Annotated in this window: 19 protein-coding genes; 9 read left to right on the top strand and 10 right to left on the bottom strand. The window is 43.0% G+C overall.

What is annotated here, in order from left to right; all coding sequences use genetic code 11:
- Positions 1-424: 424 nt before the first annotated feature.
- The 3 genes from fabV to L1271_RS00475 form a co-directional block, all read right to left on the bottom strand.
- Positions 425-1,615 (bottom strand): enoyl-ACP reductase FabV, encoded by a 1,191-nt coding sequence (gene fabV, locus L1271_RS00485; RefSeq protein WP_235366537.1) that lies wholly within the window; start codon positions 1,613-1,615, stop codon positions 425-427.
- 105 nt (positions 1,616-1,720) lie between these two features.
- Positions 1,721-2,035, bottom strand: coding sequence for a BolA family protein (locus tag L1271_RS00480; RefSeq protein WP_010372214.1), 315 nt, complete (start codon positions 2,033-2,035; stop codon positions 1,721-1,723).
- A gap of 45 nt (positions 2,036-2,080) precedes the next feature.
- On the bottom strand, positions 2,081-2,674 hold the full coding sequence (locus L1271_RS00475) for an alpha-ketoglutarate-dependent dioxygenase AlkB family protein (RefSeq protein ID WP_010606095.1): 594 nt from the start codon (positions 2,672-2,674) through the stop codon (positions 2,081-2,083).
- Positions 2,675-2,712: 38 nt separating this feature from the next.
- On the opposite strand from L1271_RS00475, the gene L1271_RS00470 reads away from it, so the two are divergent.
- From L1271_RS00470 to L1271_RS00455, 4 genes are read left to right on the top strand one after another with little or no spacing between them, the layout of a single operon-like run.
- Entirely contained in the window at positions 2,713-3,843 is a 1,131-nt protein-coding gene (locus tag L1271_RS00470) for a methyltransferase (protein ID WP_235366536.1), read from the top strand.
- Between the two features lie 4 nt (positions 3,844-3,847).
- Complete coding sequence (locus tag L1271_RS00465; protein ID WP_010606093.1) at positions 3,848-4,405, top strand: YajG family lipoprotein; 558 nt, start codon at positions 3,848-3,850, stop codon at positions 4,403-4,405.
- Positions 4,405-5,022: a peptidylprolyl isomerase gene (locus L1271_RS00460; RefSeq protein ID WP_010606092.1), complete on the top strand. Its 618-nt coding sequence runs from the start codon at positions 4,405-4,407 to the stop codon at positions 5,020-5,022. The genes L1271_RS00465 and L1271_RS00460 overlap by 1 nt, the downstream gene beginning before the upstream one ends.
- 9 nt (positions 5,023-5,031) lie before the next feature.
- Positions 5,032-6,417 (top strand): AmpG family muropeptide MFS transporter, encoded by a 1,386-nt coding sequence (locus L1271_RS00455; RefSeq protein WP_010606091.1) that lies wholly within the window; start codon positions 5,032-5,034, stop codon positions 6,415-6,417.
- A gap of 44 nt (positions 6,418-6,461) precedes the next feature.
- Here L1271_RS00455 and L1271_RS00450 read toward each other — a convergent pair whose 3' ends face one another.
- Both L1271_RS00450 and erpA read right to left on the bottom strand, forming a co-directional pair.
- Positions 6,462-6,704 carry a helix-turn-helix domain-containing protein gene (locus tag L1271_RS00450; RefSeq protein ID WP_017216404.1) on the bottom strand — a complete coding sequence of 81 codons (243 nt, stop codon included), beginning with the start codon at positions 6,702-6,704 and terminating at the stop codon, positions 6,462-6,464.
- A gap of 741 nt (positions 6,705-7,445) precedes the next feature.
- On the bottom strand, positions 7,446-7,784 hold the full coding sequence (gene erpA / locus L1271_RS00445; protein ID WP_010372235.1) for an iron-sulfur cluster insertion protein ErpA: 339 nt from the start codon (positions 7,782-7,784) through the stop codon (positions 7,446-7,448).
- Between the two features lie 337 nt (positions 7,785-8,121).
- Between erpA and L1271_RS00440 the strand changes: the two genes are divergently transcribed.
- The 5 genes from L1271_RS00440 to L1271_RS00420 all read left to right on the top strand — a co-directional run bounded on the left by L1271_RS00440 (position 8,122) and on the right by L1271_RS00420 (position 14,705).
- Positions 8,122-9,804 (top strand): chloride channel protein, encoded by a 1,683-nt coding sequence (locus L1271_RS00440; RefSeq protein WP_010606088.1) that lies wholly within the window; start codon positions 8,122-8,124, stop codon positions 9,802-9,804.
- Between the two features lie 20 nt (positions 9,805-9,824).
- Positions 9,825-10,259 (top strand): CopD family protein, encoded by a 435-nt coding sequence (locus L1271_RS00435; RefSeq protein WP_235366535.1) that lies wholly within the window; start codon positions 9,825-9,827, stop codon positions 10,257-10,259.
- A gap of 123 nt (positions 10,260-10,382) precedes the next feature.
- On the top strand, positions 10,383-11,399 hold the full coding sequence (locus L1271_RS00430; RefSeq protein WP_235366534.1) for an aspartate carbamoyltransferase: 1,017 nt from the start codon (positions 10,383-10,385) through the stop codon (positions 11,397-11,399).
- 12 nt (positions 11,400-11,411) lie between these two features.
- Positions 11,412-12,692 (top strand): glutamate-1-semialdehyde 2,1-aminomutase, encoded by a 1,281-nt coding sequence (hemL, locus tag L1271_RS00425; RefSeq protein ID WP_235366533.1) that lies wholly within the window; start codon positions 11,412-11,414, stop codon positions 12,690-12,692.
- A gap of 168 nt (positions 12,693-12,860) precedes the next feature.
- Positions 12,861-14,705 (top strand): methyl-accepting chemotaxis protein, encoded by a 1,845-nt coding sequence (locus tag L1271_RS00420; protein WP_235366532.1) that lies wholly within the window; start codon positions 12,861-12,863, stop codon positions 14,703-14,705.
- A gap of 41 nt (positions 14,706-14,746) precedes the next feature.
- Here the strand turns inward: L1271_RS00420 and L1271_RS00415 are convergent, their stop codons facing one another.
- From L1271_RS00415 to L1271_RS00395, 5 genes are all read right to left on the bottom strand, one after another.
- The gene (locus L1271_RS00415; protein ID WP_235366531.1) at positions 14,747-17,731 is read right to left on the bottom strand and encodes a TonB-dependent receptor; all 2,985 of its coding nucleotides are present in this window, start codon (positions 17,729-17,731) and stop codon (positions 14,747-14,749) included.
- A 129-nt stretch (positions 17,732-17,860) separates the two neighbouring features.
- The gene (gene mrcB, locus L1271_RS00410) at positions 17,861-20,182 is read right to left on the bottom strand and encodes a penicillin-binding protein 1B (RefSeq protein WP_235366530.1); all 2,322 of its coding nucleotides are present in this window, start codon (positions 20,180-20,182) and stop codon (positions 17,861-17,863) included.
- A gap of 161 nt (positions 20,183-20,343) precedes the next feature.
- Positions 20,344-21,573, bottom strand: coding sequence for an ammonium transporter (locus L1271_RS00405; protein WP_235366529.1), 1,230 nt, complete (start codon positions 21,571-21,573; stop codon positions 20,344-20,346).
- A gap of 13 nt (positions 21,574-21,586) precedes the next feature.
- Positions 21,587-21,925 carry a P-II family nitrogen regulator gene (locus L1271_RS00400; RefSeq protein ID WP_010372259.1) on the bottom strand — a complete coding sequence of 113 codons (339 nt, stop codon included), beginning with the start codon at positions 21,923-21,925 and terminating at the stop codon, positions 21,587-21,589.
- 189 nt (positions 21,926-22,114) lie between these two features.
- A complete protein-coding gene (locus L1271_RS00395) occupies positions 22,115-23,344 on the bottom strand; it encodes a GGDEF domain-containing response regulator (protein ID WP_010372263.1) in 1,230 nt (409 codons plus the stop codon).
- Between the last annotated feature and the right edge of the window lie 49 nt (positions 23,345-23,393).

Below are 23,393 nucleotides of genomic sequence, written 5' to 3'. Positions count from 1 at the left end.
AACGGAAAGAAACTGAAAATATCTTTAGTCACCACAGCGCCACCTCGTTTGTACTAAGTATTAGGTATAAAGAGCAGAAAGTTATGAGTCCGGATAGGGTTCCCAAACAAGCCCCTTTAAAATACCTCTCAACGCGCACAAAAAAGCAGCGTCGTGATAAAAGTCCTCACATATTTATCTGATTTTAACATTAATCGTACTGAGTATGCGAGTGGAATTATGAAATTAATACGACTTTAACGTGGATTTAGATTAGTTGAAAAATCCATCACTGGAAGGAGTATAGACCAAAGTTGCATAGATAAAATTTTTCTTACCCTGATCTGCAAAATAAGTAAAAATTCACGGTCAAACAAAAACGGGCAAAGTACCAATTAGCACTTTGCCCGCCAAATCACAAACAGTGAGATTAAAAACCGTAAAATTAAACGAGGTGATTAATTTCTACCGTTGCATCCACATCAGCTTCGTAATCTACGCCGTCAACCCCGAAGCCGAATAGCTTCAAGAATTCGTTGTGATAACCAACATAATCCGTCAGTTCATCAATTGTATCAGTATCAACAGTATCCCAAATAGTTTGCACACGAGCTTGAACGCCGTCTTCTAGTTCCTTATAGTTTTGGAACAAGTGACCGCCATCATCAAAGCTTGGCGATTGACCATATAGATTTTCAGTAAACAGCCCATGAATTTGCTCGATTGTCCCTTCATAAGTTCCATCACCTTTCATCACTTTAAATAGTGCAGAGATATAAAGAGGCATAATTGGAATAGCAGAGCTTGCCTGCGTCACTACTGCATTCAGTGAAGACACATACGCTTCGCCTTTAATATCCGCTGTGGTTTCACGAATTGCCTGCGTCGCACGGTCCAAGTCTTCTTTTGCTTTACCAATAGTCGCGTGACCGTATATCGGCCAAGTCAGCTCTTTACCAATATAAGTATATGCCGTTGTCTTGAAACCATCAGCCAGTACATCAGCTTGCTTAAGCGCATCAATCCAAAGTTCCCAGTCTTCACCACCCATCACTTTAACCGTATTAGCAATTTCGTCTTCGTTAGCAGCTTCAACTGTCATTTCATCAATGACGCGCTTTGAAGTATTTAGGTTTTTAGTTGTGATAGCTGAGCCAATTGGCTTAAGTGTTGAAGAGTAAACTTCATCAGATTTAGGGTCTTTACGACGAGGAGACGCAAGGCTATATACCACTAAATCTACTTTACCCAACTCAGCTTTGATAGTGTCGATGGTTTTTTGCTTCAACTCATCAGAAAACGCATCACCATTGATATTTTTAGACCATAAACCCGCTTCTTCTGCAGCTTGCTGGAATGCAGCCGTATTATACCAACCCGCTGACGCGGTTTTCTTCTCTGAGCCTTCTTTTTCAAAGAAGATACCTAGCGTTTTCGCACCGGCACCAAATGCAGCAGTGATACGCGACGCCAAGCCATAGCCTGTCGATGCACCAATTACTAATACATTCTTAGGACCATTTTCGATTTGGCCTTGTTGTTTTACGTATTCAATCTGTTCTTGAACGTGTGCAGCACAGCCTACCGGATGCGCATTCGTACAAATAAATCCACGAATTTTTGGTTTGATGACCATAAGAGATCCTATCCATTGATTTGATACAAAATAAAAGTGAGATTGGTCTCACTTTATTAAAATTACTGCGTAGTGTACTGGCAGATATGTAAAACACACATCTGATCAGCTATCGAACTTAGAACCACCCAAGCATTTTGGTGACTCTGGCGTCTGACCTTCTTTGTCTGAAAACTCTTCTGGTGTATAGGCATGAATAGCCAAAGCGTGAATATGGTTTTGTAATTCATCTTTTAGCACTTCATTGATCTTTCGATGACGTTGCAGCAGCCTCTGGCCAATAAATTGTTCGCTTACAACAATGACTTTAAAGTGAGACTCTTCGCCACGGCTGTGCATATGGCTTTCATTGATAACGTTCAGATGCTTGCACGCAACGGCTTCAGCTATTTTGTCATAAATCTGTGATTGCATTGACATTATACTTTGTCTCCTTGAGCAATTCGTGACGCTACTATACGCCGTTCAGCGCGTATTTCCAACACTTCGAAAAGTGAGATTAATACGCCCCTGAGTCACCTTGGCCTGCTTTGGCAAAGCATGTTGATAGTCGCGCTGACTATCACCTTGCATTACCAATAGGCTGCCAGTTTCCAATAAAATGTCGGTTACAGAGTGGCTTACTTTGTGGCGTATTTTAAATTTGCGGGTCGCGCCAAGCGACAGTGAAGCGATTGTGGGCGTCAAACCAAGTTCGGGTTCATCATCACTGTGCCAGCCCATACTGTCTTGACCATCACGATAAAAATTAGCCAATACCGCATTAAAAGGAATATTAAATCTGCGTTCTAGCGTTTGTCTCATCCCAAGCAATACCGAAGGCCAAGGAGCATTTTCAAGTCGCTTTCCAGAATAACTGTAATGCACGTCAGGGTCGGCAATAAATCGTTCAAGTCGAGGCGTTTGATGGGTCTTACCAAATAAGGTGATGGTATTTTGCTGCCACGCAAGGCTATTCAGTAGTACATTATATAGCGCTAGACTTTTATCGAAGCTAATAGCCTGTGCTTGATAGCTAAAACCGCACGGCAAGTTCCGTGCTTTGTCTACTGCTCTCATGTTAAACTACCCGCTGCTTTTATTTATAGAACATTCACATGACGACTGATGCAATTCTAGCCGGAAACCCTTTTACGCTACATAGGTTTCCACTCGATCAAAAAAATCGTAGCTTACAAGCTTGGGATTCAGCCGACGAATACCTGTTAGATTATGTCTTTGAACATCACCGCGATGCAAATCGTATTCTCATTCTCAACGATAGTTTTGGCGCATTATGCTGTGCACTTGCTGACAAGCACTGTACGGTAGTGACCGACTCTTATGTGAGTACCCTCGCCTATGAGTATAATTTAGAGGCCAACGAACTTGCGGACGCTAAGGTTGATGTACTCACTAGCATGGATGAGCTGCCAAAAGATATCGATCTGATATTAATAAAAATTCCCAAAAACTCAGGGCTATTGCAAGCGCAACTTGCACAGTTAAGTAAATTGACTATAGACATTCCCGTAATTGCGGCTGGCAAAGCAAAAGAAATTCACACCTCAACATTAAAAAGCTTTAGCCACTTTTTGACGGAGCCAACGACTAGCTTAGCGGTAAAAAAATCGCGTTTAGTGTTCAGCAAGACGTCAGCCAAAGCCATTGATAGTAAATTCCCTGTGTCTTGGCCGCTGGAAAAAACCGATTTTGCCTTGTCGAATGAAGCAAATGTCTTCTCACGAGATTCTCTTGATATTGGCGCACGTTTTTTTATCAATTACCTTCCTATGGGGAAAAAACCATTGAAGGTCATTGATCTCGGCTGTGGTAACGGTGTTATTGGATTGATGACGCTCGCAAAAATGCCAAATGCCACCGTCACCTTTATCGACGAGTCGGCGATGGCTGTGCATAGCGCGGAGCAAAATATCGTCAATAACCTACCCGAGCGTGTTGCTGATTGTCAGTTCGTACAAAACGACTGCCTTACGGGTTTTGAAAATTACGGTGCGGATCTGATACTGTGTAACCCGCCATTCCATCAGGCCAATGCAATCACCGATCACATCGCTTGGCAGATGTTTTTACAAGCTAAGGCAGCGCTTCGCCATGGGGGAGAGTTAAGAATTATCGGTAACCGCCACTTGGAATATGACGACAAACTCAAGCGCTTATTCGGTAACAGCAAGACACTAGGCAACAACAAAAAATTCACTGTTTTAAGTGCAATAAAAAGGAGCTAACTTCATGCGTTTTTCATTGCTGATTATTCTGCTAACCTTGATACTCGTGGGCTGTGAAAGCTCACCACGCAGTGTCATTCTTCATCCGGAATATCAAGGTCCTTCGTCAAACGCGCTTGCCGCCAACGTGGCGGTACAAGTAAACGACCTACGGACTACAAAATACACCATTCGCGTGAAGAACCAAGAACCCGCACTTTACGTACCCGATGCTAATTTACCGGTTAACTTCAATCAGGTATTAACGCAAGCACTCACTGCACATGGCGCGCAAATAACACCGGTTGCAGCAACGCAAGTCACTGTGGATATCAATCGCTTTAAAGCCATTATTGAGGAGTCTTTCTCGACTCACCAAAGTGATGCTGAAGCTGACGTCACCGTACTGATAAAGCAAGGCACTCGCAGTTTCAAAAAGCAATATAAAGGTAGCGCTAATTTAAATGGTCCACTAAAACACGACCAAGCTAAAATCGAAGAACAGCTCAACAATCTAGCTCAACAGGTTGTTACTCGAATCATTCAAGATCCTGAATTTATTCAATTTGTGAGAGGAAGTTAATGAAAAAAATAATTCTAAGCTTAACCATCCTATTATTAAGTATGAATGTATTTGCCGAAATGAACGGTAAATTCGTACAAAAGAATAACCTATTCCCTCGAGTTCAAATCAATACTAGTAAAGGGCCTATTATTGTCGAACTAGACAGATCGAGAGCGCCTATAACAGTAAATAACTTTTTAACTTACGTTATTAACAAAGATTATAACGGCTCTGTCTTTCATCGAGTTGAGCGTGATGAAGCCAACGAAAAAGACTTTGTTATCCAAGGTGGAGGTTACGACAAAGAGTACGATGGTATGTTTGAGCGCGAAGCTATCTTCAATGAAAGCGGTAATGGCTTGAAAAATGATATGTACACCATTGCCATGGCCTACCAAGACAACAAACCACACTCAGGTACTAGGCAGTTTTTCTTTAATATGGATGACAACGATCACTTGAACCCGGGAAGAGGCTGGGGTTTTGCCGTATTCGGGAACGTCTCTGAAGGTTATGAAACACTGGACGCAATTATGAAGGTGGAAACCGGCTACAATGAAAAACTTGGCTATACCTTTATACCTAAAGAGCCCGTCATTATTCTTTCAGTTGAAGTATTAAAGCAGCCAGAGTAATTACCTTTTATGTTGATATCATCTAGCTTTTCGCAATATCTCGGTTATTACAAAGACAAACGTCTATTAACTGTCTTTGCTTTTGGAATAAGTAGCGGTTTTCCTTGGGTATTGATTGGCTCTGTGATGTCAGCTTGGCTTAAAGATGAAGGGTTAAGCCGTAGCACCATTGGCCTATTTGGCCTAGTATATGGTGCCTATACAATCAACTTTTTGTGGTCCCCACTCGTTGACCGAATAAAAATCCCCCTGCTGTACAATCGCTTAGGGCAACGACGAAGTTGGATAGCAGGTTGTCAGTTTATTATTATTATTGCCACCTTTGCATTAGCCACTATTTCAATTAAAGACCATCTTTCACATGCCGCATTATTGTGCTTTATTATTGCGTTATTTTCAGCTACCCAAGATATTGCAATAGATGCTTATCGCATCGACATTTTACCAGAAGACGAAAGTGAAAAGGCAACGGCAGCGGCAGCGATGGCGACTTCAGGTTGGTGGTCTGGCTATGCCTTACTTGGTGCAATTCCATTCTTTATGGCTGATTTACCCGGCTTTAGTTGGCCCATTATCTATCAGATGCTAAGCGTCATCGTAGTGTGTTTATTAGTTGTCACTTTGTTGGCAAAAGAACCAAAATCTCATCGGGAGCAAGTACAAGCACAGCTACAGAAGAGTTACGAGCATAAACTTAACCACAGCGCATCATCAAATGCTTCTAAAAAGATCTATGCCTGGCTTGCTGTGACTCTGGTTGAACCCTTTAAGCGATTTTTTGAAAAGAATGGGGTTAAAACTGCATGTGCACTACTCGCCTTTATTTTCCTATTTAAGATAGGAGAAGCTTTCTTAGCCCGTATGTCCATCGTATTTTATAAAGAAGTGGGGTTTTCAAACACCCAAATTGGGCAATATTCTAAGCTTGGTACCGGTGTGATCACTATCGTATTTGCTTTTCTTGGCAGTATCTTTAACCATAAATACGGTATCGTAAAGGGCTTATTTATTAGCGGCGTTGCTATGGCCGCATCAAATTTAATGTTCTCTTGGATTGCAATTGCAGGACCTAAAGAACACCTTTACGCACTGGCAATTGTAGTGGATGGCTTTACCCAAGCTTGGTCACTAGTAGCGATGGTAGCATTTATTTCTATGCTCTGTGATAGAGCTTTTAGCGCAACCCACTATGCCTTACTTGCATCACTTGGCAGTTTAGGCCGTACTGTGCTGTCTGGCTATAGTGGTTTTGTGATAGATGATTTGCTTGGAGGTAATTGGGCACTCTTCTTCGCGCTAACTGCGCTTATGGTGCTTCCGTCGTTATTGTTTTTATATTTAATTCGGCACAAGCTTTATGCTATTGAAAAGGCGTATCATGCTAACAAAGACTAGAGGTGCAGGTCCTTGCACCTTTTACGTTTTTGCTAACTAAACGCTTATTGATCTTCTTTGATTAGCTGTAAGCCCTCATAAGGATCAACTTCTAACGCTTCGCAGTAACGTAAAAACTCAATGACATCCAATCGACGCTCTTGGTTTTCAATTTTACCGATGAATGAATGAGGCGTACCCAACACCTGCGCAAGACTACGCATTGTGTGACCTTTCTCGTGGCGCTTTGATTTTAGCCACTTCGTTAGTTTGCCGTTTTCTTCAGAAGAAACCGTTTTACCCATCATAATTAAACATCTCCTACTAGATGAAAGACTAAATTATCTAAATGAAATATGCCCGTCTCATTTAGCTATTATCTAAATATTACAGTTGTAGCTTATCGAAGAACTCTACAATGCAAAATGTTAAGCCTGTATGAACTCAGCATGTTTGTCTTTAGAACTCGATCAAGCCTACAGTTTACCCCGAATGCGGTACAACTTACCAGCTAGCTGCGATAAATTGTGCCAAACCAGTGACACGTAGACAAAATGTTAACTTGTCCCTATGTACCCAATTAGGTATAGACTAAAACACGCGTAACACCTAATTAATTTTTACTTTTTATTAATTCATTAAGGGTTGTAATATCCAGTAACACTTTAACAAATTTTTTAAAAAATGTACCAGTATTTGAAATAAATTATTTTTCTTTAAAAAATAAAAACTTACAGCTAACATTTACTAAGTGGTTAAAAAAGAGGCTATTACTAGATGATTCGATTACTGTTTTTACTGCCAATTCTATTGTGCTTAGGCTGGGTTTACTTCCTTCGTTCAAACGGCGTGCCGCTTAAGCAAGGGAAAAAAGGCTTTATCTACATCTTAGTATTTTCATCTTTTGTTTTAGGTTTTTTTGTCTTAATGATGTATCTAACAGGTAGTTTGTGACAAATAAAGCAAATTGAATTTTGATGGGCAGAAACAAAAAGAGCCATGACAAAAGCATGGCTCTTTAGCTTAGCAGAACGTAGTGCGAATAATGTCTAGACGCTGAAACTTGCACCACAGCCACAAGTGGTTGTTGCATTGGGATTATTCACAAAGAAACGTGCGCCCTCAAGCCCTTCGGTATAATCTACGATACCGTCAATTAGATACTGAATACTCATTGGATCGACAACCATAGTGACACCGTTTTTTACGATTTCCAAATCACCTGGATTTACTTTTTCATCGAAAGTGAAACCATATTGAAAGCCTGAGCAACCGCCACCCGTTACATACACGCGTAGCTTAAGATTGGCATTCTCTTCTTCTTCAATAAGTTCCTTTACGCGGCTTGCAGCAGCGTCAGAAAACTGAATTGGTAATTGTTCAGACATAGATTTAGACCCCTAACCCTGTAATCTGCAAATTATCTAATACCTGAGTATTTTAATCAAGTATAGCGTTTGTACCAGTCACATTTGTTAAGCTACCTCTTTTTTAAAGAAAAAGAGGGCCCCATTGATTACACCGCAAAATTTTTCTATTTTTTCCCATCGAGAAACTTTTAACTCTATGTGCTGCAAACTTATGCGCCCATATTGATATAAATTGGTAATAGCACGTTTAACCAAGGAAAATATGACTATTGCCTTAGTTAAGTTGCGTTGGCACAAGGACTTAGTATAAAAAATTTGATATTCTTAAACGGTTTACTATTGTGGAATGACGTTCATGTCGTTGGATACATTAAGACGAAGCCTTGCAAAACCTAAAACTTCAGCGCAACTGTGCCTACTTGGTGCCGGTGCAGGCCTGCTTGCAGCGATACTTATCATTGCTTTTCGTCTTACTATTGAATTAATCCAAGGCACATTTCTCGATAAACCAGATGACTTTACTGAGCTTTCTGAGCTACATCGACTATTTTTGCCTGTCCTTGCCGCGCTACTCATCGCTGTCTTTGCTGCTTTGACAGGGTTTAAGCACTACCGTTTGGGCATTCCATATGTGATCAATCGGATCAAACACCACTACGGTCATATGCCAATTTGGAATTCTGCCAACCAGTTTTTTGGTGGTGCTGTTGCTTTGATCAGTGGTTTCTCTGTTGGTCGAGAAGGACCATCTGTACACATGGGGGCTACAGCTGCAAGCGTTTTATCAGAGCGTTTACATCTACCACTCAATGCTGCGCGAACTTTGGCCGGATGCGGTGTAGCTGCAGGTATTGCCGCCTCATTTAATACCCCACTCGCGGCAGTGATATTCGTCATGGAAGTCGTGCTCCGGGAGTATAAAATCCACATTTTCGTTCCCGTGATGTTGGCTTCAGTGATCGGTGCGATGAGCACACAATATGTGTTTGGTAACAGTTCCGAGCTGGCACTAATTCATATCACCCCGTTGAGTTTTTGGCATTACCCTTATTTAATTATTTGTGGTGCAGCATTAGGGGCAGTTGCTTTTGCCTTTAATCAAAATCTAATGCTGATCATCAAAACTTTTAAGCCCATCAGTATGTTTCCTCGTCTTCTATTAGCGGGTTTAATTGCGGGATTAATTGGCTATGCCGTACCAGGGGCCATGGGCTCAGGTATGAGCGCTATCACCCAAGCAGTTGAATCTCCGCATAACTTACAACTACTTACCACAATTTTGATTGCCAAGCTGATGGCAACTTTATTTGCGATCGGACTTGGTATTCCCGGTGGTATTATTGGTCCAGTGATTGGGCTTGGGGTTATCATGGGCACCTTAATGTCTTTCTTTGCCCAGTTTATAGAGCCAAGCGTTGATGTTGCAGGAACTTATGGTGTACTCGGTATGGCAGGCTTACTTGCTGCGACTTTGCACGCCCCGCTTGCTGCGCTTACTGCGGTAATGGAGCTGACTTCAAACCCAAAAATAATCGTTCCAGCTATGCTGGTGATCACCACTGCTTACGTTACGGCTTTACAGGCGTTTGGCAATCGCTCCATTTTTATTCAACAACTGGACTTTCAAGGACTACCTTACCAAGTATCGCCCGCAAAAGAGGCATTGCAGAAAGTGGGGATAGTGGCTGAGATGGATGAGAATTTTAAACTGCTCTATTCCGACGACAAAGAGCAAATAAAAGAAACCCTATCCGCGGTTGATAGCCAAACACCACTTATTGTTTATGACGAACAAAGCGGCTACCGCTTAGCCGAATACGATTTGAACTTAATCTCCGAGGGCAGCGTATCGGTCTCTTATATCGAGCTGCAAGGATTAAGCACACAAGCGACCTTAGCAGATGCTTTTGATGTGCTAAAAGATAAACGTTCAGGCGCGGTGTATATATACAATCAAAAGGATGATAAACAAATACTTGGATTATTGCGATGGGACCAAATTCGTCACATACTCACCACCAGAAACAGTTTACTCTAGCCTAAAAAGTGGAATTTATAATGAGCTTATTGCTAACGTATAAAGCCTTACATATCTTTTTTATGATTGCCTGGTTTGCAGGGATTTTTTATCTGCCACGTCTCTTTGTATATCACGCGATGACTGAAGAAAAATCTTGCAGCTCAATGCTCAAAATCATGGAGCGCCGCCTACTCTATTTTGTAACCCCATTTGCTATTCTCACCGCTGTGTTTGGGGTCTTAACGATTACAGAATACGGACGCGAATGGTTTAAGCACAGTATGTGGCTGCACTACAAGCTGACTTTAGTGATTTTACTTTATATTTATCATGGCTATTGCTTTAAATTGCTTGCCGATTTCAAACATGATCGCAATCATAAAAGTGACAAGTTCTATCGTTTTTTCAACGAATTTCCCGTGCTAATCCTATTAGCCATTGTCTTTCTTGCCGTTTTAAAACCTGCACTGTAACCGTGCATTATTGGGGGTACTTGGGTATAATATGCGCCCAAGTAACCGCCCACAATCTGCGTGTTATCTGGTTGGGTAAGCGACCTGCAACCCGGTAGTCAATTTGTCTTTAGGAATCGCCAAATGTTCAGTTTCCAAGGTGAAAACATTCTTTCTGTCAATCAATTAGACAGGGATTCTATTGAACACATCTTCTCCATTGCCAAAAAAATGGAACCCTATGCTAAAAAGCAAAAACGTACCCAAGTACTCAATGGGGCGATTTTGGCAAATCTATTCTTTGAACCAAGTACGAGAACACGCGTAAGTTTCGGCACCGCATTTAACCTGCTCGGCGGCCTAGTCCGTGAAACCACAGGTATGCAAAGCTCAGCACTGACAAAAGGCGAATCTTTGTATGATACCGCCCGTGTGATTTCCGCTTATGCTGACGCGGTGGCAATGCGCCACCCAGATGCAGGTTCAGTAGCCGAGTTTGCAACCGGTTCCGATGTTCCTGTCATAAACGGGGGCGATGGCCCTAATGAGCACCCTACCCAAGCTCTGTTGGACTTACTGACAATTGACCGAGAGCTTAGCCGCTTTGGTACTGGAATTGATAACATGCACATCGCCCTAGTCGGGGATTTAAAATACGGCCGCACCGTGCATTCTTTATCAAAGTTACTGAGTCACTACAAAGATATCCGCTTTACAATGGTTGCACCGGATGGCTTACAAATGCCTCAGTCTATTTTAGATGTCGTAGACAATGCCGGTCACCGTATAGAAGTCGTGTCTAAGATGGAAGGCAATTTAGCTGCCGATATCGTTTACCAGACTCGTATTCAAGAAGAGCGTTTCCCTTCTCAAGAAGAAGCAAACAAATACCGTGGTGGCTTTAGGATCAGCCAAGCGATTTATGACGCTCACTGTAAACCTAGCTCAGTATTAATGCACCCGTTACCTCGCGACAGCCGTAGCGATGCAAACGAGCTAGACAACGACCTAAATAATAACGACAACCTAGCTATCTTCCGCCAAGTTCAAAATGGTGTATTGATCCGTATGGCACTTTTTGCCCTAACGCTAGGTGTTGAAAACCAAGTGGAAAAACACGAGGTAGAAGTACCTTGGTTTAGCCGCAAACGTGAAAGCTAAAAAGGATCGACAATGACAATCAGTCAAGACTTATTCAAACGCGCCCAAGACTCAATCCCTGGAGGCGTTAACTCTCCTGTTCGCGCTTTTAATGGTGTAGGTGGTACGCCACTATTTATCACCAAAGCCGAAGGCGTTCACACCTTTGATGCCGATGGTAAACAGTACATTGATTATGTGGGTTCTTGGGGCCCGATGATCTTAGGTCATAACCATCCTGAGATTAAACAAGCAGTGCTTGAAGCGGTTGAAAATGGCCTATCGTACGGCGCGCCGACGGAAACTGAAATCCTAATGGCGGAAAAAGTAAAAGCGCTAGTACCATCTATTGAAAAAGTACGCATGGTAAGCTCTGGTACAGAAGCGACCATGAGCGCTATTCGCCTTGCTCGTGGTTACACCGGCCGCGATAAAATCTTAAAGTTTGAAGGCTGTTACCACGGTCACGCTGACTCCTTGCTTGTTAAAGCAGGTTCAGGTGCACTTACCATGGGCGTGCCTAACTCCCCTGGTATTCCTGCCGACTTTGCTAAGCATACGCTAACGGTTTCATTTAATAACCTTGATGAAGTAAAAGCGATTTTTGAGCAGTACAAAGATCAAATTGCCTGTGTGATCATCGAGCCTGTTGCTGGAAACATGAACTGCATTCCACCGGTAGAAGGCTTTTTAGAAGGCCTGCGCGAAGTATGTACTGACAATCAAAGTGTGCTTATCTTTGATGAAGTCATGACGGGTTTCCGTGTTGCTCTTGGTGGTGCTCAACAGTACTACAACATCACCCCAGACTTAACCTGTTTAGGTAAAGTGATTGGTGGCGGTATGCCAGTGGGTGCGTTTGGCGGTAAAAAAGAAATCATGGATTACATCGCCCCAGTTGGTCCTGTTTATCAAGCGGGCACGCTATCTGGTAACCCAATAGCCATGGCTGCTGGTTTAAAAGCACTAGAGCTACTTTCAAAAGAAGGGCTGCACGCAGAGCTTGAAGCTAAGAGTAAAGCCCTGTGTGAAGGCTTCCAAGCGGCTGCTGATGAAGCAGGTATCGCACTTACGACTAACTACGCAGGTGGTATGTTTGGCTTCTTCTTTACTGACGCTAAGAAAGTAACCAGCTATCAACAAGCAACTGAATGTGACCTAGAGCGCTTCAAAAAGTTCTTCCATCTGATGCTAGATGAAGGCGTTTATTTGGCCCCATCTGCATTCGAAGCGGGTTTCGTGAGCACAATGCATTCTGACAAAGAAATTGCTAACACTATTAATGCTGCAAAGCGTGCATTTGCCAAGTTGTAATCACTGATTGTAACCCACATTAGTTTGTATTTAAAAAGCCCGTTCAGGGCTTTTTTTGTTTTTTCAGCTACGCTTTGAATAAGCTTTTCAAAAGCTTCGGTCTAGTTAACCAAGGCGTACTTAATTAATAACGCTGTGCTAAGTTAAAACTATCATACAGAGGAAGTGATGGCTGGATTTAATACACTAATTAATCCTGCAACCCGTTTGATGGCGCGGTTGCGATACAAAACCAAAATGGCCGTTGTATTTGGTATTTTATTACTACCGCTAAGCCTCAGCTTGTTTTTTCTAAACAGTGTACTTAACCATTCTATTTCTGTCAGTGAGATGCAAAGGCAAGGGCTCACGCTTTACCCTAGTATGTTGGAAAACATTTTAGCGGGTAAAGCTTCCGATAATTCAATTTTATTGCAACGCGCTAAGTTACCCAAAGTGAGCGCCGCAGGTGCAAGCGCCCTTGAGCAGCTCTCAATTGCCTCTCAACTTGCCGTCGATGATGATCTTGGACGCAGTTACCTGAATCGCACACTTGTTGAGTCTGCGCCAAGACTTATATCGCAAATCAATGAAATTGAAGCGCAAGCAAGCGATATCATCAGTAGAGGCAGTTTTACTCCAGATAGTTTTATTGCGCTGTCCAATTTAAACAAAGGATTGCCAGGCGTCACGACACTATTTTCAGGCAAACTTAACATTGCTATCAATGATAATCAGCGACTCAAAAAGCAGCTTAGTCAGCCCTTAGCTGAGCTTGAGTCTAGCCTCTCTGATTACCAGCAAGCGGTGAAAACAGGTTTGTTAGACCCTGATGAACTGGCACTCTCACAAGCGCAATTTAACCGTTACTACCAAAGTGCAAGTGATGCTATCAAGCAGTTTGTTAATGTTGCAACACCCACGCTTGCCGGGCTTGTCGCCGAAAAACAAAACCAGCAACGGTGGATCAGAAACACCGTTGCCATGGCTTCGCTACTCGCACTGATCATCGCTATTTATCTTATGGTTGGCTTTTACTTGTCGGTCATGGGCACCATCACGACTTTCTCACATGCCGCGCAGGCCGCCTCTCGAGGGGATTTAAGCATCAAAGCGCAGGCAACTGGCTCTGACGAGCTTAGCCAAATTATTGAACAATTTAATGCGGTACTACATGCCTTTATCTCTTTACTTGGTAGCGTTCGATTAAGTAGTGACGAGCTACAGCAAGCAACAAAAACACTCAATAAGATAAGCCAAGATACTGAGAAGGACGTCGCCCAGCAGGAGAATAAAATCCAGTCTATTCACCACTCACTCGAGAATATGGCGCAGTCCGCTCGCTCGGTTGAGGATGCCGCATTTAGCGCCACAGAGTTGGCCTCCGTAGCAGCCAAACAAGTAAAGCAAAGTAGCGTCAATACCACAGCCCTTGCAGAGCAAATGACCGAACTACAAGCTGAGTTTCAACAAAGTCGAGCGGCCTTAGATAAGCTCGCGGAAGACACGCAAAACATTAGTCAGGTGAGTTCCGCGATTAGAGAGATTGCCGAGCAAACCAATTTACTCGCGCTCAATGCCGCAATTGAGGCTGCTCGTGCAGGTGAACAAGGCCGAGGATTTGCGGTGGTAGCGGATGAAGTTAGAACGCTTGCGCAAAGAACGCAGCAACAAACAGAAGAAATACACAATATTATTCAATCTTTACAAGCTGCATCCAGAGACACGCAAGACAAAATGCGCAGCAGTGAAGACAATATGGCACAAAGTGTTATCTCCGCGAATGATACTAATGAAGTCCTACATCACGCAGAGCAAAGTATGCGAGACATAGACGAGCAAGGAAAACTGATAAGTCAGCTGGTACAACAACAAACTCAAGCAACAGAGCAGGCTTTAAATGAATCCTCTGAGATTAACGAGCTTGCTCAACACACATTGAGCTCAGCACGAGAAACCCAAGCTAATGCGTTCTCACTTACCGATACTGCAGCCGTTATGGAGGAAAATATAACTAAGTACAAAACGGAATAAAAAAGGGAAGCTAAGCTTCCCCTATAACATGGTATTAAGTATTAAAACTTAAATGTCGCACTCAAGCGAATCTTACGAGGCTCTTGGAAGTACTTAGGTAACAGGTAGTCTGGGTTTGAAGCACCACGATACCCTTTGAAATTATCACCGTCATCAAGTACTGTTTTTCTAATTTCAGAAACTTCATTATACTTGGTCGGTTTATCGTTATTAAACACGTTGAATACGTCCGCTCTGAATGTCAGATCGTGATCATAAACAGTCGTGTTATATTGTAAGCTCAAGTCTAGACTCCAAGTGTTAGGGGTAGTCCCTAAAGAGCCACGAGGTACAAGCTCGCCACCGCGATAAAATGACTCTGCATCATAAAAAGATGCATATACATCTGTCGGATGGTATCCATAAGCACCATACGGACGACCCGTCTGCCATAAGAAGTTTGAACCTAACAGAATATTTTCTGTGATTTCATAAGCAAACTGAGCTTTGATCTGATGACGTCTGTCATTAGGTAAGTTGCCTTTTGCACCATCAGTCAAGCCTGGTTGGTCAAAGTTGGTTGTTGCACCCGCATCATCTTGCTCGTTATCTGAGCGTACGAAACCTTCATTATTACCCCAGCTATGCGCCCAAGTATACGTTAGATCTAACATCCAACCATCACCCCAAGCTTTGCTAAGGTTGATGTCAACTGCCCCATATTGACGCTCTGACTCTGGATAACCTAGATATGAAGCTGGAATAGTATACTCTTGGTTTGCTAGCGGTCCATCACCATCAGGGTCAGTAGCAAAGGTTACATCTGAACCAGGGTTGGTTAATACATAGTAATGAAAGCCGCCCTCACACAGGGTACAACCACTGCCAAACTCAGCTTTTAAATAGTCGTCAAAGCCTTTGTCAACCGCAATGTCCTCAAGCGAGCTACCAAGATTACGGTAAGTCCCTTTAACACCTAAGCTCCAATCATCATCAAGTATCATCTGAAAACCTAAAATAAATTCATCTTGATACATAGGATCTAGGTCTTGATTAACGGTTTCAGCGGTGTTTTTCAAAGTACCATCTGCTAGTACCAATAAGCCATCTTTCGCTTCACCTAAAATTGGCTCTTTAGAAATATCATCGGCGATACCAAGTACTTCAAATTGCTGGCGAGTATAAAGCTCATCACCTGCCATACGAACGTTTGTATTCGTTGCAACCGGTAAGAAATAGCGGCCAAAATTAGCAAATACTTTAAACTCACCTTCCCCGTATGGGTCCCAACTTAACCCAACTCGAGGAGCCCATTGGTCGCTCACATCTATAAACTTTTCACCTGCTTTATTATAGTTTTCAAATGTTTCGTTTCTTAAGCCTAAAGTAACCGTTAGATCGTCAGTGACAGTCCACGTATCAGTAATATAATAGGCTGAACTCTTGGTTTCAAAATCACCGATATTGCGGTATATCTCTTTACGTACTGACGTACACGATGAAGGGTCTCCTGCACGTACAGCGTCAATATCCGCACAGTCTTCGTAACGATATGAAGCACCGCCAGCACGCTGTGTCTGGTTAACCGCCTCTAACTCTTCTCTATCAATACCAAAACGTAGAGTATGATTATCCGTCACATACCAATCAAAATCTAAGCGGTAAGCTGTTCGTTTATCTTCTTCCAAGCTAGGTGTACTTAGTGCCCAATCACCCAGATCGGTACTAGAGAAGCGCTCGTATACACGTGGATACTCACCAAAAGGTGAACTACCTGCGTTAACGTTACTGTAGTTTGCTTCATTTACACCATACATTGCACTCATTGTGAAAGTATCAGTCAAAATACCTGTATATTTGAATGAGTAAGTTTTACCACCACGCTTTTCAGTGTAGTCTCCTCGGCGAGAAGTCGTTTTGTGCGCTTTTGAATCCCAGTTATATTTCACACTATCAAGATCACTTGAGCTATCCCACCCAGTAAACTCAATAATGTGATCATCTGTAATGTAATAATCTAATTTAAGAGCAAGGAACAAATCGCCTGATTCACGAACGTATTTTGTGGACTCCTCTGCGTAATCAGAATCACGTTCGTTATAATTTGCAAGGCCAAAGAAGAAAAGCTTATCTTCTATCAACGCACCACCAGCGTACAGTGTATATTCGTTTTTACCTACTTTTCGTTCTTCTTGGTCACGGTGATAAATATCCGTACCATAAAGAGCTTCACCTTCCGCCGAACGATAAGCCTGAGGACTAGTCTCGCGCAGTGAGCTTGGCTCTAAAACTACCCCGCCACCGTACTCAAAAGTATTGCTACCGCGACGTGTTGTGGCATTAATTACACCACCCGTTGAGCGACCAAACTCGGCAGAGTAACCACCTGTTTTCACCTCAAAGCTATCGTAAAAGTCAAACGGAACATCTGCACCACCTAGACCATTACGGAAGTTTGTGACATTCATACCGTTAACATAGTAGCTGTTTTCACCTACTGATGACCCACCAAACGAAGCGATATTACCGAATGATTCATCACCTTTTGTCGTGCCTGGCGCTAACATTGCAACTGAGGCAATATCTCGCGAAACAGGAACTCGAGCAAGGAACTCTTGGTCGACAATAGTCACCGCTTCACTGGATGCCACATCTATCGAACTAATGCGAGATCCTACAACTTCAATCACTTCAGTACCATTGCTAGAAGTAACAGAGAGTGGAATATTTGTACGTGTACCCACTCTAACATTTACATCTGTTTGCTGGTGTAATATTTGGCCATTCTTTTTAACGGTCACATCATAGGTACCCGCTGGCAACAACGGGAATCGGTAACTACCGTTATTACCTGTAGTAACTACACGCTGCAGTCCAGTATCTTTATTAAGTATCTCAATAGTAACGCCTGATACTGATTCTCCCGCAGTGTTCTCTACAACACCGTATAGAAACCCTGAAGATGTGGCATCGGCTGCGATCGCGGTACCTGAAACCAAGGCACCAACTACAGCCAAAGAAAGGATATTTCTTTGAAATGTCTTCATTATTATATTTCCTTTGAACATTGTAATTGTTATATGTTCAGTTTCTGTTCCCTGAACGGAAATATACTATGACAAACAAGAGAATAATTAAAGATTAGTTTACAAAAATACTCTCAAGTTCCTAAATTGCTAACAACCTGGTCTGGGTTCAAACATGCTCTCTCTAATAGGTAGCTGCAATACAGGACCACAACTCGGAGGCGACTGCTTACCCGTTTTAGGATTGATAAAGGCCCAGCGAATGGACTTTGGACGCTCATCAACAATCGCTTGTGGATTTAGTGGTTTAAGATAGCGAATATAGAGCTCAAGCGCCCCCTGGCTGCCCGTTAATCCCGTTGGCTTGTTATCATCACGGCCAATCCAAGCCACGGTGACCGTATTTTGGTCAAAACCTGCAAACCAGCTATCTCTTAAATCATTACTAGTCCCCGTTTTCCCTGCAAGTTGAATTGAGGGGAAGTGAAGGTTAAGGCGTTTAGCAGTGCCTTTTTTAGTTACGCGCTTCATGCCATATTTCGTCATGTATACCGCATCACTGTCTAGCGTTTGGCTTTTTTGCACGGGATGTTCGTATACTAGTTTACCCAGTGAATCGGTGATCGCCATGACGCTGGTCAACTCGCTCTGCTTACCATCTGCAGCAAGTGTGGTGTACGCCTGTGCAACATCAAAACTGGATAACTCTAACGCGCCTAACAATAAAGAAGGATAAAGTGGAATCGACTTAGAGACTCCAAGGTCATTCAAAGTTTGTGCGACTCGATTCACACCCACATCCAAGCCAAGGTTTACTGCCGGAATATTGATACTATTGCTGAACGCTTCAAACATTGGCACTTGGCCTCTGAATTTATGATCAAAGTTCTCTGGAGACCAAACTTTACCTGAACCGTCAGTCACTTCGAGTGGACTGTCATCAAGTAGCATACCCAAATGGTAGTTTGGATTCGACAAAGCGCTCAAATAAATAGCGGGCTTAACCAGTGAACCTATATTGCGCTCGGTGTCTAATACCCGATTAAAACCTGAAAACTTCAACTGGCGACCAGCAACTAACGCCGATACGCCCGCTTTTTCAACATTAACTGACAGCATCGCGGTTTCTAGCTCTTCCGTTTTGAAACGGCGTTCTAAGTAAGGTAAGCCCTTTTTAACAGCATCTTCCATCGCCGTTTGCTTTTGTAAATCTAGGTAAGTAAAAATCCGAATTCCAGAGTCGACAATGTCATCATCAGGCACCAGTTTCTTTAACTCGCGATTCACCAACTCCAAATATCCAGGATAAGACTGCATACGGCTCGCTTTTAAAGGCTGTACATCAATCGGCCTAGAGAGCGCCGCGCGATACTCAGGGGTTGTGATGAGGCCATTTTCCACCATCAACCTTAAGACTAAATCGCGCCTTTCCATTACCCGCTCAGGATATCGTCTTGGGTTATAAAAAGACGGTCCTTTAACCATTGCAACTAACATAGCGACTTGGTCAAACTCAAGCTCGTCCACTGGTTTACCAAAATAAAAATCGGCCGCAAGCCCCATACCATGAACGCCTTGATTATAGGCTTGTCCCAAAAACACTTCGTTTAAATAGGCTTCAAGGATTTCATCTTTGCTGTAACGGAAATCTAAAATCAATGCGATGAATGCTTCATTCACCTTGCGGATTAAGGTGCGATCTCTGGTGAGATAAAAGTTCTTTGCGAGCTGTTGCGTAAGCGTACTGCCACCTTGCACAGTTCGCCCCGCTTTGATGTTGGCATACAGCGCACGCAAAATAGACAGCGCAGAAACACCATGATGTTCGTAAAAGTCTCGATCTTCTACCACCAGCAGTGTTTCTTTTAAAATATTAGGGAATTTATCGAACGGAACAAACTCTCTGTCTTGGCGCGATTCATTGCCGATCCGAGCAATCTGCACCGGCTCTAAGCGAGCGCCGGCTAAGCGCCGACCTTGATTATCAACAATATTGGCAAGCTTTTTACCAGCAAAATTAAGCGTAAAAATACGCGCCACTTCTGGGCCATCGTAGAATTCGAACGCGCGACGATGGATGGTGATTGTGCGACCTTGAACGATATATTGACCGGTACGGCTGATACGATTTACACGAGAATAGTTAAGCCGCTTCAGTTCCCACAGCACTTCATCCTCATTAAGGAATTGATCGGGGAAAAACTGCATCGATCTGGCATAAACCTGAACGGGAAGTTCCCACTTATTGCCCTCAAACTGCCGGCTTATTTTGGCGTCTAAGTAGATGATATAAATTGCAACAAGGAATATCGCCGCAATAGTCCCTTTCCAAAAGAAAGACCACAACGTGCTCAGTACACGGCTTTTAACTCTTTGCATCTTAGAACCGTTTTGCTGGGTATTGTTTTTACGCGAAGTGTTCGCTTTGACGTTTGATTTGTTGGCAGGTTTTCGTTTCTTTTTATCCGTCATGACCCAAGTAAAACTAAAAAATGAATCGCAAGATGGTAGGGTAACCTAAATTAACAACTGCTGAAAGTAGAATAATATATATAAAGAAAAGTGAGCCCTGTTGGACTCACTTTGTTTAGACAACGAGAACTTTACAATATTGACTGAGAGCCAAATTGGTATTATTGTCCGCGAACTGTCACGAACTCGGGATAGGCATCTACGCCGCAATCATGTTGATCCATACCGCTTAGTTCTTCTTCTTCGCCAACGCGGATCCCCATGCTCGCTTTCAATACACTCCAGACAATATAAGAAGCAATGAAAACAAAACCTAAAATAGTGATAAGTCCCACAGCCTGACCTTGGAAAGTAGCGTCTGAGTTTGAAAATGGCACCATCATCACACCTAGCGCACCACATATACCGTGAACAGAGATAGCACCGACAGGATCATCAATTTTTGCCTTATCTAGCGCAACGATACTAAACACCACCAATGCACCGCCTATGGCACCGAGAATAAGCGCTAATACAGGTGTTGGAGAGGCAGGCTCAGCGGTAATAGTCACCAGACCTGCTAGCGCACCATTAAGTACCATAGTTAAATCCGCCTTGCCCCACATTAATTTACACACCAACAGTGCAGCAACCGCACCTGCCGCCGCCGCCGCATTGGTATTTAGCATGATTTGGCTGACCGCGATGGCATTTTCTTTGTCGGCAAGGAACAGTTGAGAGCCACCGTTAAAGCCAAACCATCCCATCCACAAAATAAAGGTGCCTAGTGTCGCCAGTGGCATGTTGGAACCAGGAATTGGGTAAACCTCACCATTTTTGCCATATTTTCCTTTGCGCGCACCAAGTAACAGAACACCCGCTAGTGCCGCAGCAGCACCGGCACCATGCACAATGGCTGAACCGGCAAAGTCAACAAAGCCAAGCTCAGATAAGAAACCACCACCCCACGTCCAATAGCCTTCTAACGGGTAGATAAAACCAGTTAACACCACACAAAATGCTAAAAACGCCCACAATTTCATACGCTCGGCAACAGCGCCAGAGACAATTGACATAGCCGTTGCAACAAATACCACTTGGAAGAAAAAGTCGGATTGCAGTGCATGGTCGGCATCATCAGCAGCACTGCCAATGAGCGCACCGAGACTTGGTAAAACCCCACCTTCGGCATTATCGACATACATGATGTTGTAACCAATAAGCAGATACATAGTACAAGCAATGGCGTACAGTGCGACGTTCTTGGTAAGGATTTCAGTGGTATTTTTTGAGCGTACTAATCCCGCTTCAAGCATAGCGAATCCGGCAGCCATCCACATAACTAAGACACCAGAGATCAAAAAGTAAAAGGTATTTAATGAAAATTTTAGTTCTATTATTGTATTTTCCATTGTTCGGCTCCCCTTAAATGGCTTCTTCATCAAGTTCGCCGGTACGGATCCGAACAACTTGGTCTAAGTCGTAAACAAAGATTTTTCCGTCACCAATTTTTCCAGTGAACGCAGCCTTTGTAACCGTTTCCACAACGCGCTCGGCGTTTTCGCTTAACGTCGCAATTTCTATTTTTATTTTTGGAATGAAATCGACTTGATATTCTGCACCGCGATACAGTTCGGTATGACCGCGCTGACGTCCAAACCCTTTAACGTCAACAACCGTCATGCCTTCAATCCCTAGATCGGCTAACGCTTCACGTACCTCATCAAGCTTAAATGGTTTTATTATTGCACTTATCATTTTCATGCTGAGTCCCCTTAGGACAGTTGATCCTGTTGTATGCAGTAATCCAACCTTTATGCCAAATTTTTTATTCCTTAATTAACAATGAATTAAAGTGGGAGGTGGAATTTCACGCATAAAAAATGCACCATCTAGGTGCATTGATATTAAGCCTGAACTGAGTTGGTGCATAAACACTCAAATAACGAAAAGCTAATGCGCGATAACGCAATTTCGTTGTTTGTCCTTCGCTTTGTAGAGCGCCTTATCTGCCTTGCGCATTACTTCGCTTAAACTCTTTGATTGGCAAGCCGCGAGGCCAATACTGATGGTGCAATAATGCTTACCCTCAGGAATTTTGAATGCTTGCTGTGCAAGGCGCTCTCTAAAGTCTTCTAGCATGTGCTTTGCCATCTTCATATCTGAGCTTGGAATAAGCAAAGCAAACTCTTCCCCACCAATACGTGCGACAATATAGTGACCAAATGCACTACGCAGTAAATCAGCAACTTGTTTAAGTACATCATCACCGCTTTCATGACCATATTGATCATTAATAGACTTAAAGTGATCGAGGTCTAACAATGCCAATATATGCTGGCTCGGTTTGTTCTTGATTAAACGCTCTGCTTGCTGACAAAAATAGCGGCGGTTATAAAGCCCTGTTAAATAGTCTCGATGCGCATATTCTTTGATTTCTGCGATCAAATTGAGCTGTTCCATCGTCTGCATGATACGACAATGAAACTCTTCACTCATAAAAGGTTTTGCCAAAAAGTCATTGGCGCCGTATTTGATAAACTTTGCTGACAAGCCATGACTTCCTGCGCCAGACAGACCAATAATCGCCAACTCATCTCGTCCACGACTATTACGAACGGATTTTACCAACTCAAAGCCATCCATCGTCGGCATCGCAAAGTCCGTCAGCAGTAGCTTAATTTCATGGTCAGATAGCAACATCTCCAATGCCTGTTCGCCATCTTGCGCCTCAAGCACTGTAAATAATTGCTTTTCAAGCATCTGCTTCATTACCGCTCGACTGATCACAGAATCATCGGCGATCAGCGCCTTGCAACCTTGGTTTCTCAATAGTCTAGATGCTAACTTGACCGCGTATAGGTATGAATCGCGGTTATCTTTAATCACATAATCCACCACACCCATTTCAAGCATTTGCTGGCGGCTATATTCATCTATTTTTGAGGTCAACACCACGGTGGGTATTTTGTGGCTAAGCGTGAGCTGCACGACCTCTGCGTCCATCGCATCGGGCAGCGTTAAATCTACCAGCGCCAATGTATATTGGTGCTGTGCTAAGAAGTCCTTACTTTCCTTGAGGGACCAAGCAAAATCGATTTCGACATCTAGATGCTGAGCAGCAAGGTGTCGCAATACCTGTTGTACGACTTTACTGTCTTCAACAATTAAAATTCTTTGCATGGATTGAGATCTCTTAAGTACAACGAGAAGCGCAGTGAAACAAGAATTT

The organism is Pseudoalteromonas sp. OF5H-5 (assembly GCF_021530695.1).
In the GTDB taxonomy this organism is placed as follows: Bacteria; Pseudomonadota; Gammaproteobacteria; order Enterobacterales; family Alteromonadaceae; genus Pseudoalteromonas.
The sequence above is the reverse complement of the archived record's forward strand: the minus strand, read 5'-3'. Positions and strand labels throughout refer to the sequence as shown.

Coding starts and splice junctions, on each gene's coding strand:
- fabV (WP_235366537.1), bottom strand. CDS start 1,615: ATGGTCATCAAACCAAAAATTCGTGGATTTATTTGTACGAATGCGCAT.
- L1271_RS00480 (WP_010372214.1), bottom strand. CDS start 2,035: ATGTCAATGCAATCACAGATTTATGACAAAATAGCTGAAGCCGTTGCG.
- L1271_RS00475 (WP_010606095.1), bottom strand. CDS start 2,674: ATGAGAGCAGTAGACAAAGCACGGAACTTGCCGTGCGGTTTTAGCTAT.
- L1271_RS00470 (WP_235366536.1), top strand. CDS start 2,713: ATGACGACTGATGCAATTCTAGCCGGAAACCCTTTTACGCTACATAGG.
- L1271_RS00465 (WP_010606093.1), top strand. CDS start 3,848: ATGCGTTTTTCATTGCTGATTATTCTGCTAACCTTGATACTCGTGGGC.
- L1271_RS00460 (WP_010606092.1), top strand. CDS start 4,405: ATGAAAAAAATAATTCTAAGCTTAACCATCCTATTATTAAGTATGAAT.
- L1271_RS00455 (WP_010606091.1), top strand. CDS start 5,032: ATGTTGATATCATCTAGCTTTTCGCAATATCTCGGTTATTACAAAGAC.
- L1271_RS00450 (WP_017216404.1), bottom strand. CDS start 6,704: ATGATGGGTAAAACGGTTTCTTCTGAAGAAAACGGCAAACTAACGAAG.
- erpA (WP_010372235.1), bottom strand. CDS start 7,784: ATGTCTGAACAATTACCAATTCAGTTTTCTGACGCTGCTGCAAGCCGC.
- L1271_RS00440 (WP_010606088.1), top strand. CDS start 8,122: ATGTCGTTGGATACATTAAGACGAAGCCTTGCAAAACCTAAAACTTCA.
- L1271_RS00435 (WP_235366535.1), top strand. CDS start 9,825: ATGAGCTTATTGCTAACGTATAAAGCCTTACATATCTTTTTTATGATT.
- L1271_RS00430 (WP_235366534.1), top strand. CDS start 10,383: ATGTTCAGTTTCCAAGGTGAAAACATTCTTTCTGTCAATCAATTAGAC.
- hemL (WP_235366533.1), top strand. CDS start 11,412: ATGACAATCAGTCAAGACTTATTCAAACGCGCCCAAGACTCAATCCCT.
- L1271_RS00420 (WP_235366532.1), top strand. CDS start 12,861: ATGGCTGGATTTAATACACTAATTAATCCTGCAACCCGTTTGATGGCG.
- L1271_RS00415 (WP_235366531.1), bottom strand. CDS start 17,731: ATGAAGACATTTCAAAGAAATATCCTTTCTTTGGCTGTAGTTGGTGCC.
- mrcB (WP_235366530.1), bottom strand. CDS start 20,182: ATGACGGATAAAAAGAAACGAAAACCTGCCAACAAATCAAACGTCAAA.
- L1271_RS00405 (WP_235366529.1), bottom strand. CDS start 21,573: ATGGAAAATACAATAATAGAACTAAAATTTTCATTAAATACCTTTTAC.
- L1271_RS00400 (WP_010372259.1), bottom strand. CDS start 21,925: ATGAAAATGATAAGTGCAATAATAAAACCATTTAAGCTTGATGAGGTA.
- L1271_RS00395 (WP_010372263.1), bottom strand. CDS start 23,344: ATGCAAAGAATTTTAATTGTTGAAGACAGTAAAGTCGTACAACAGGTA.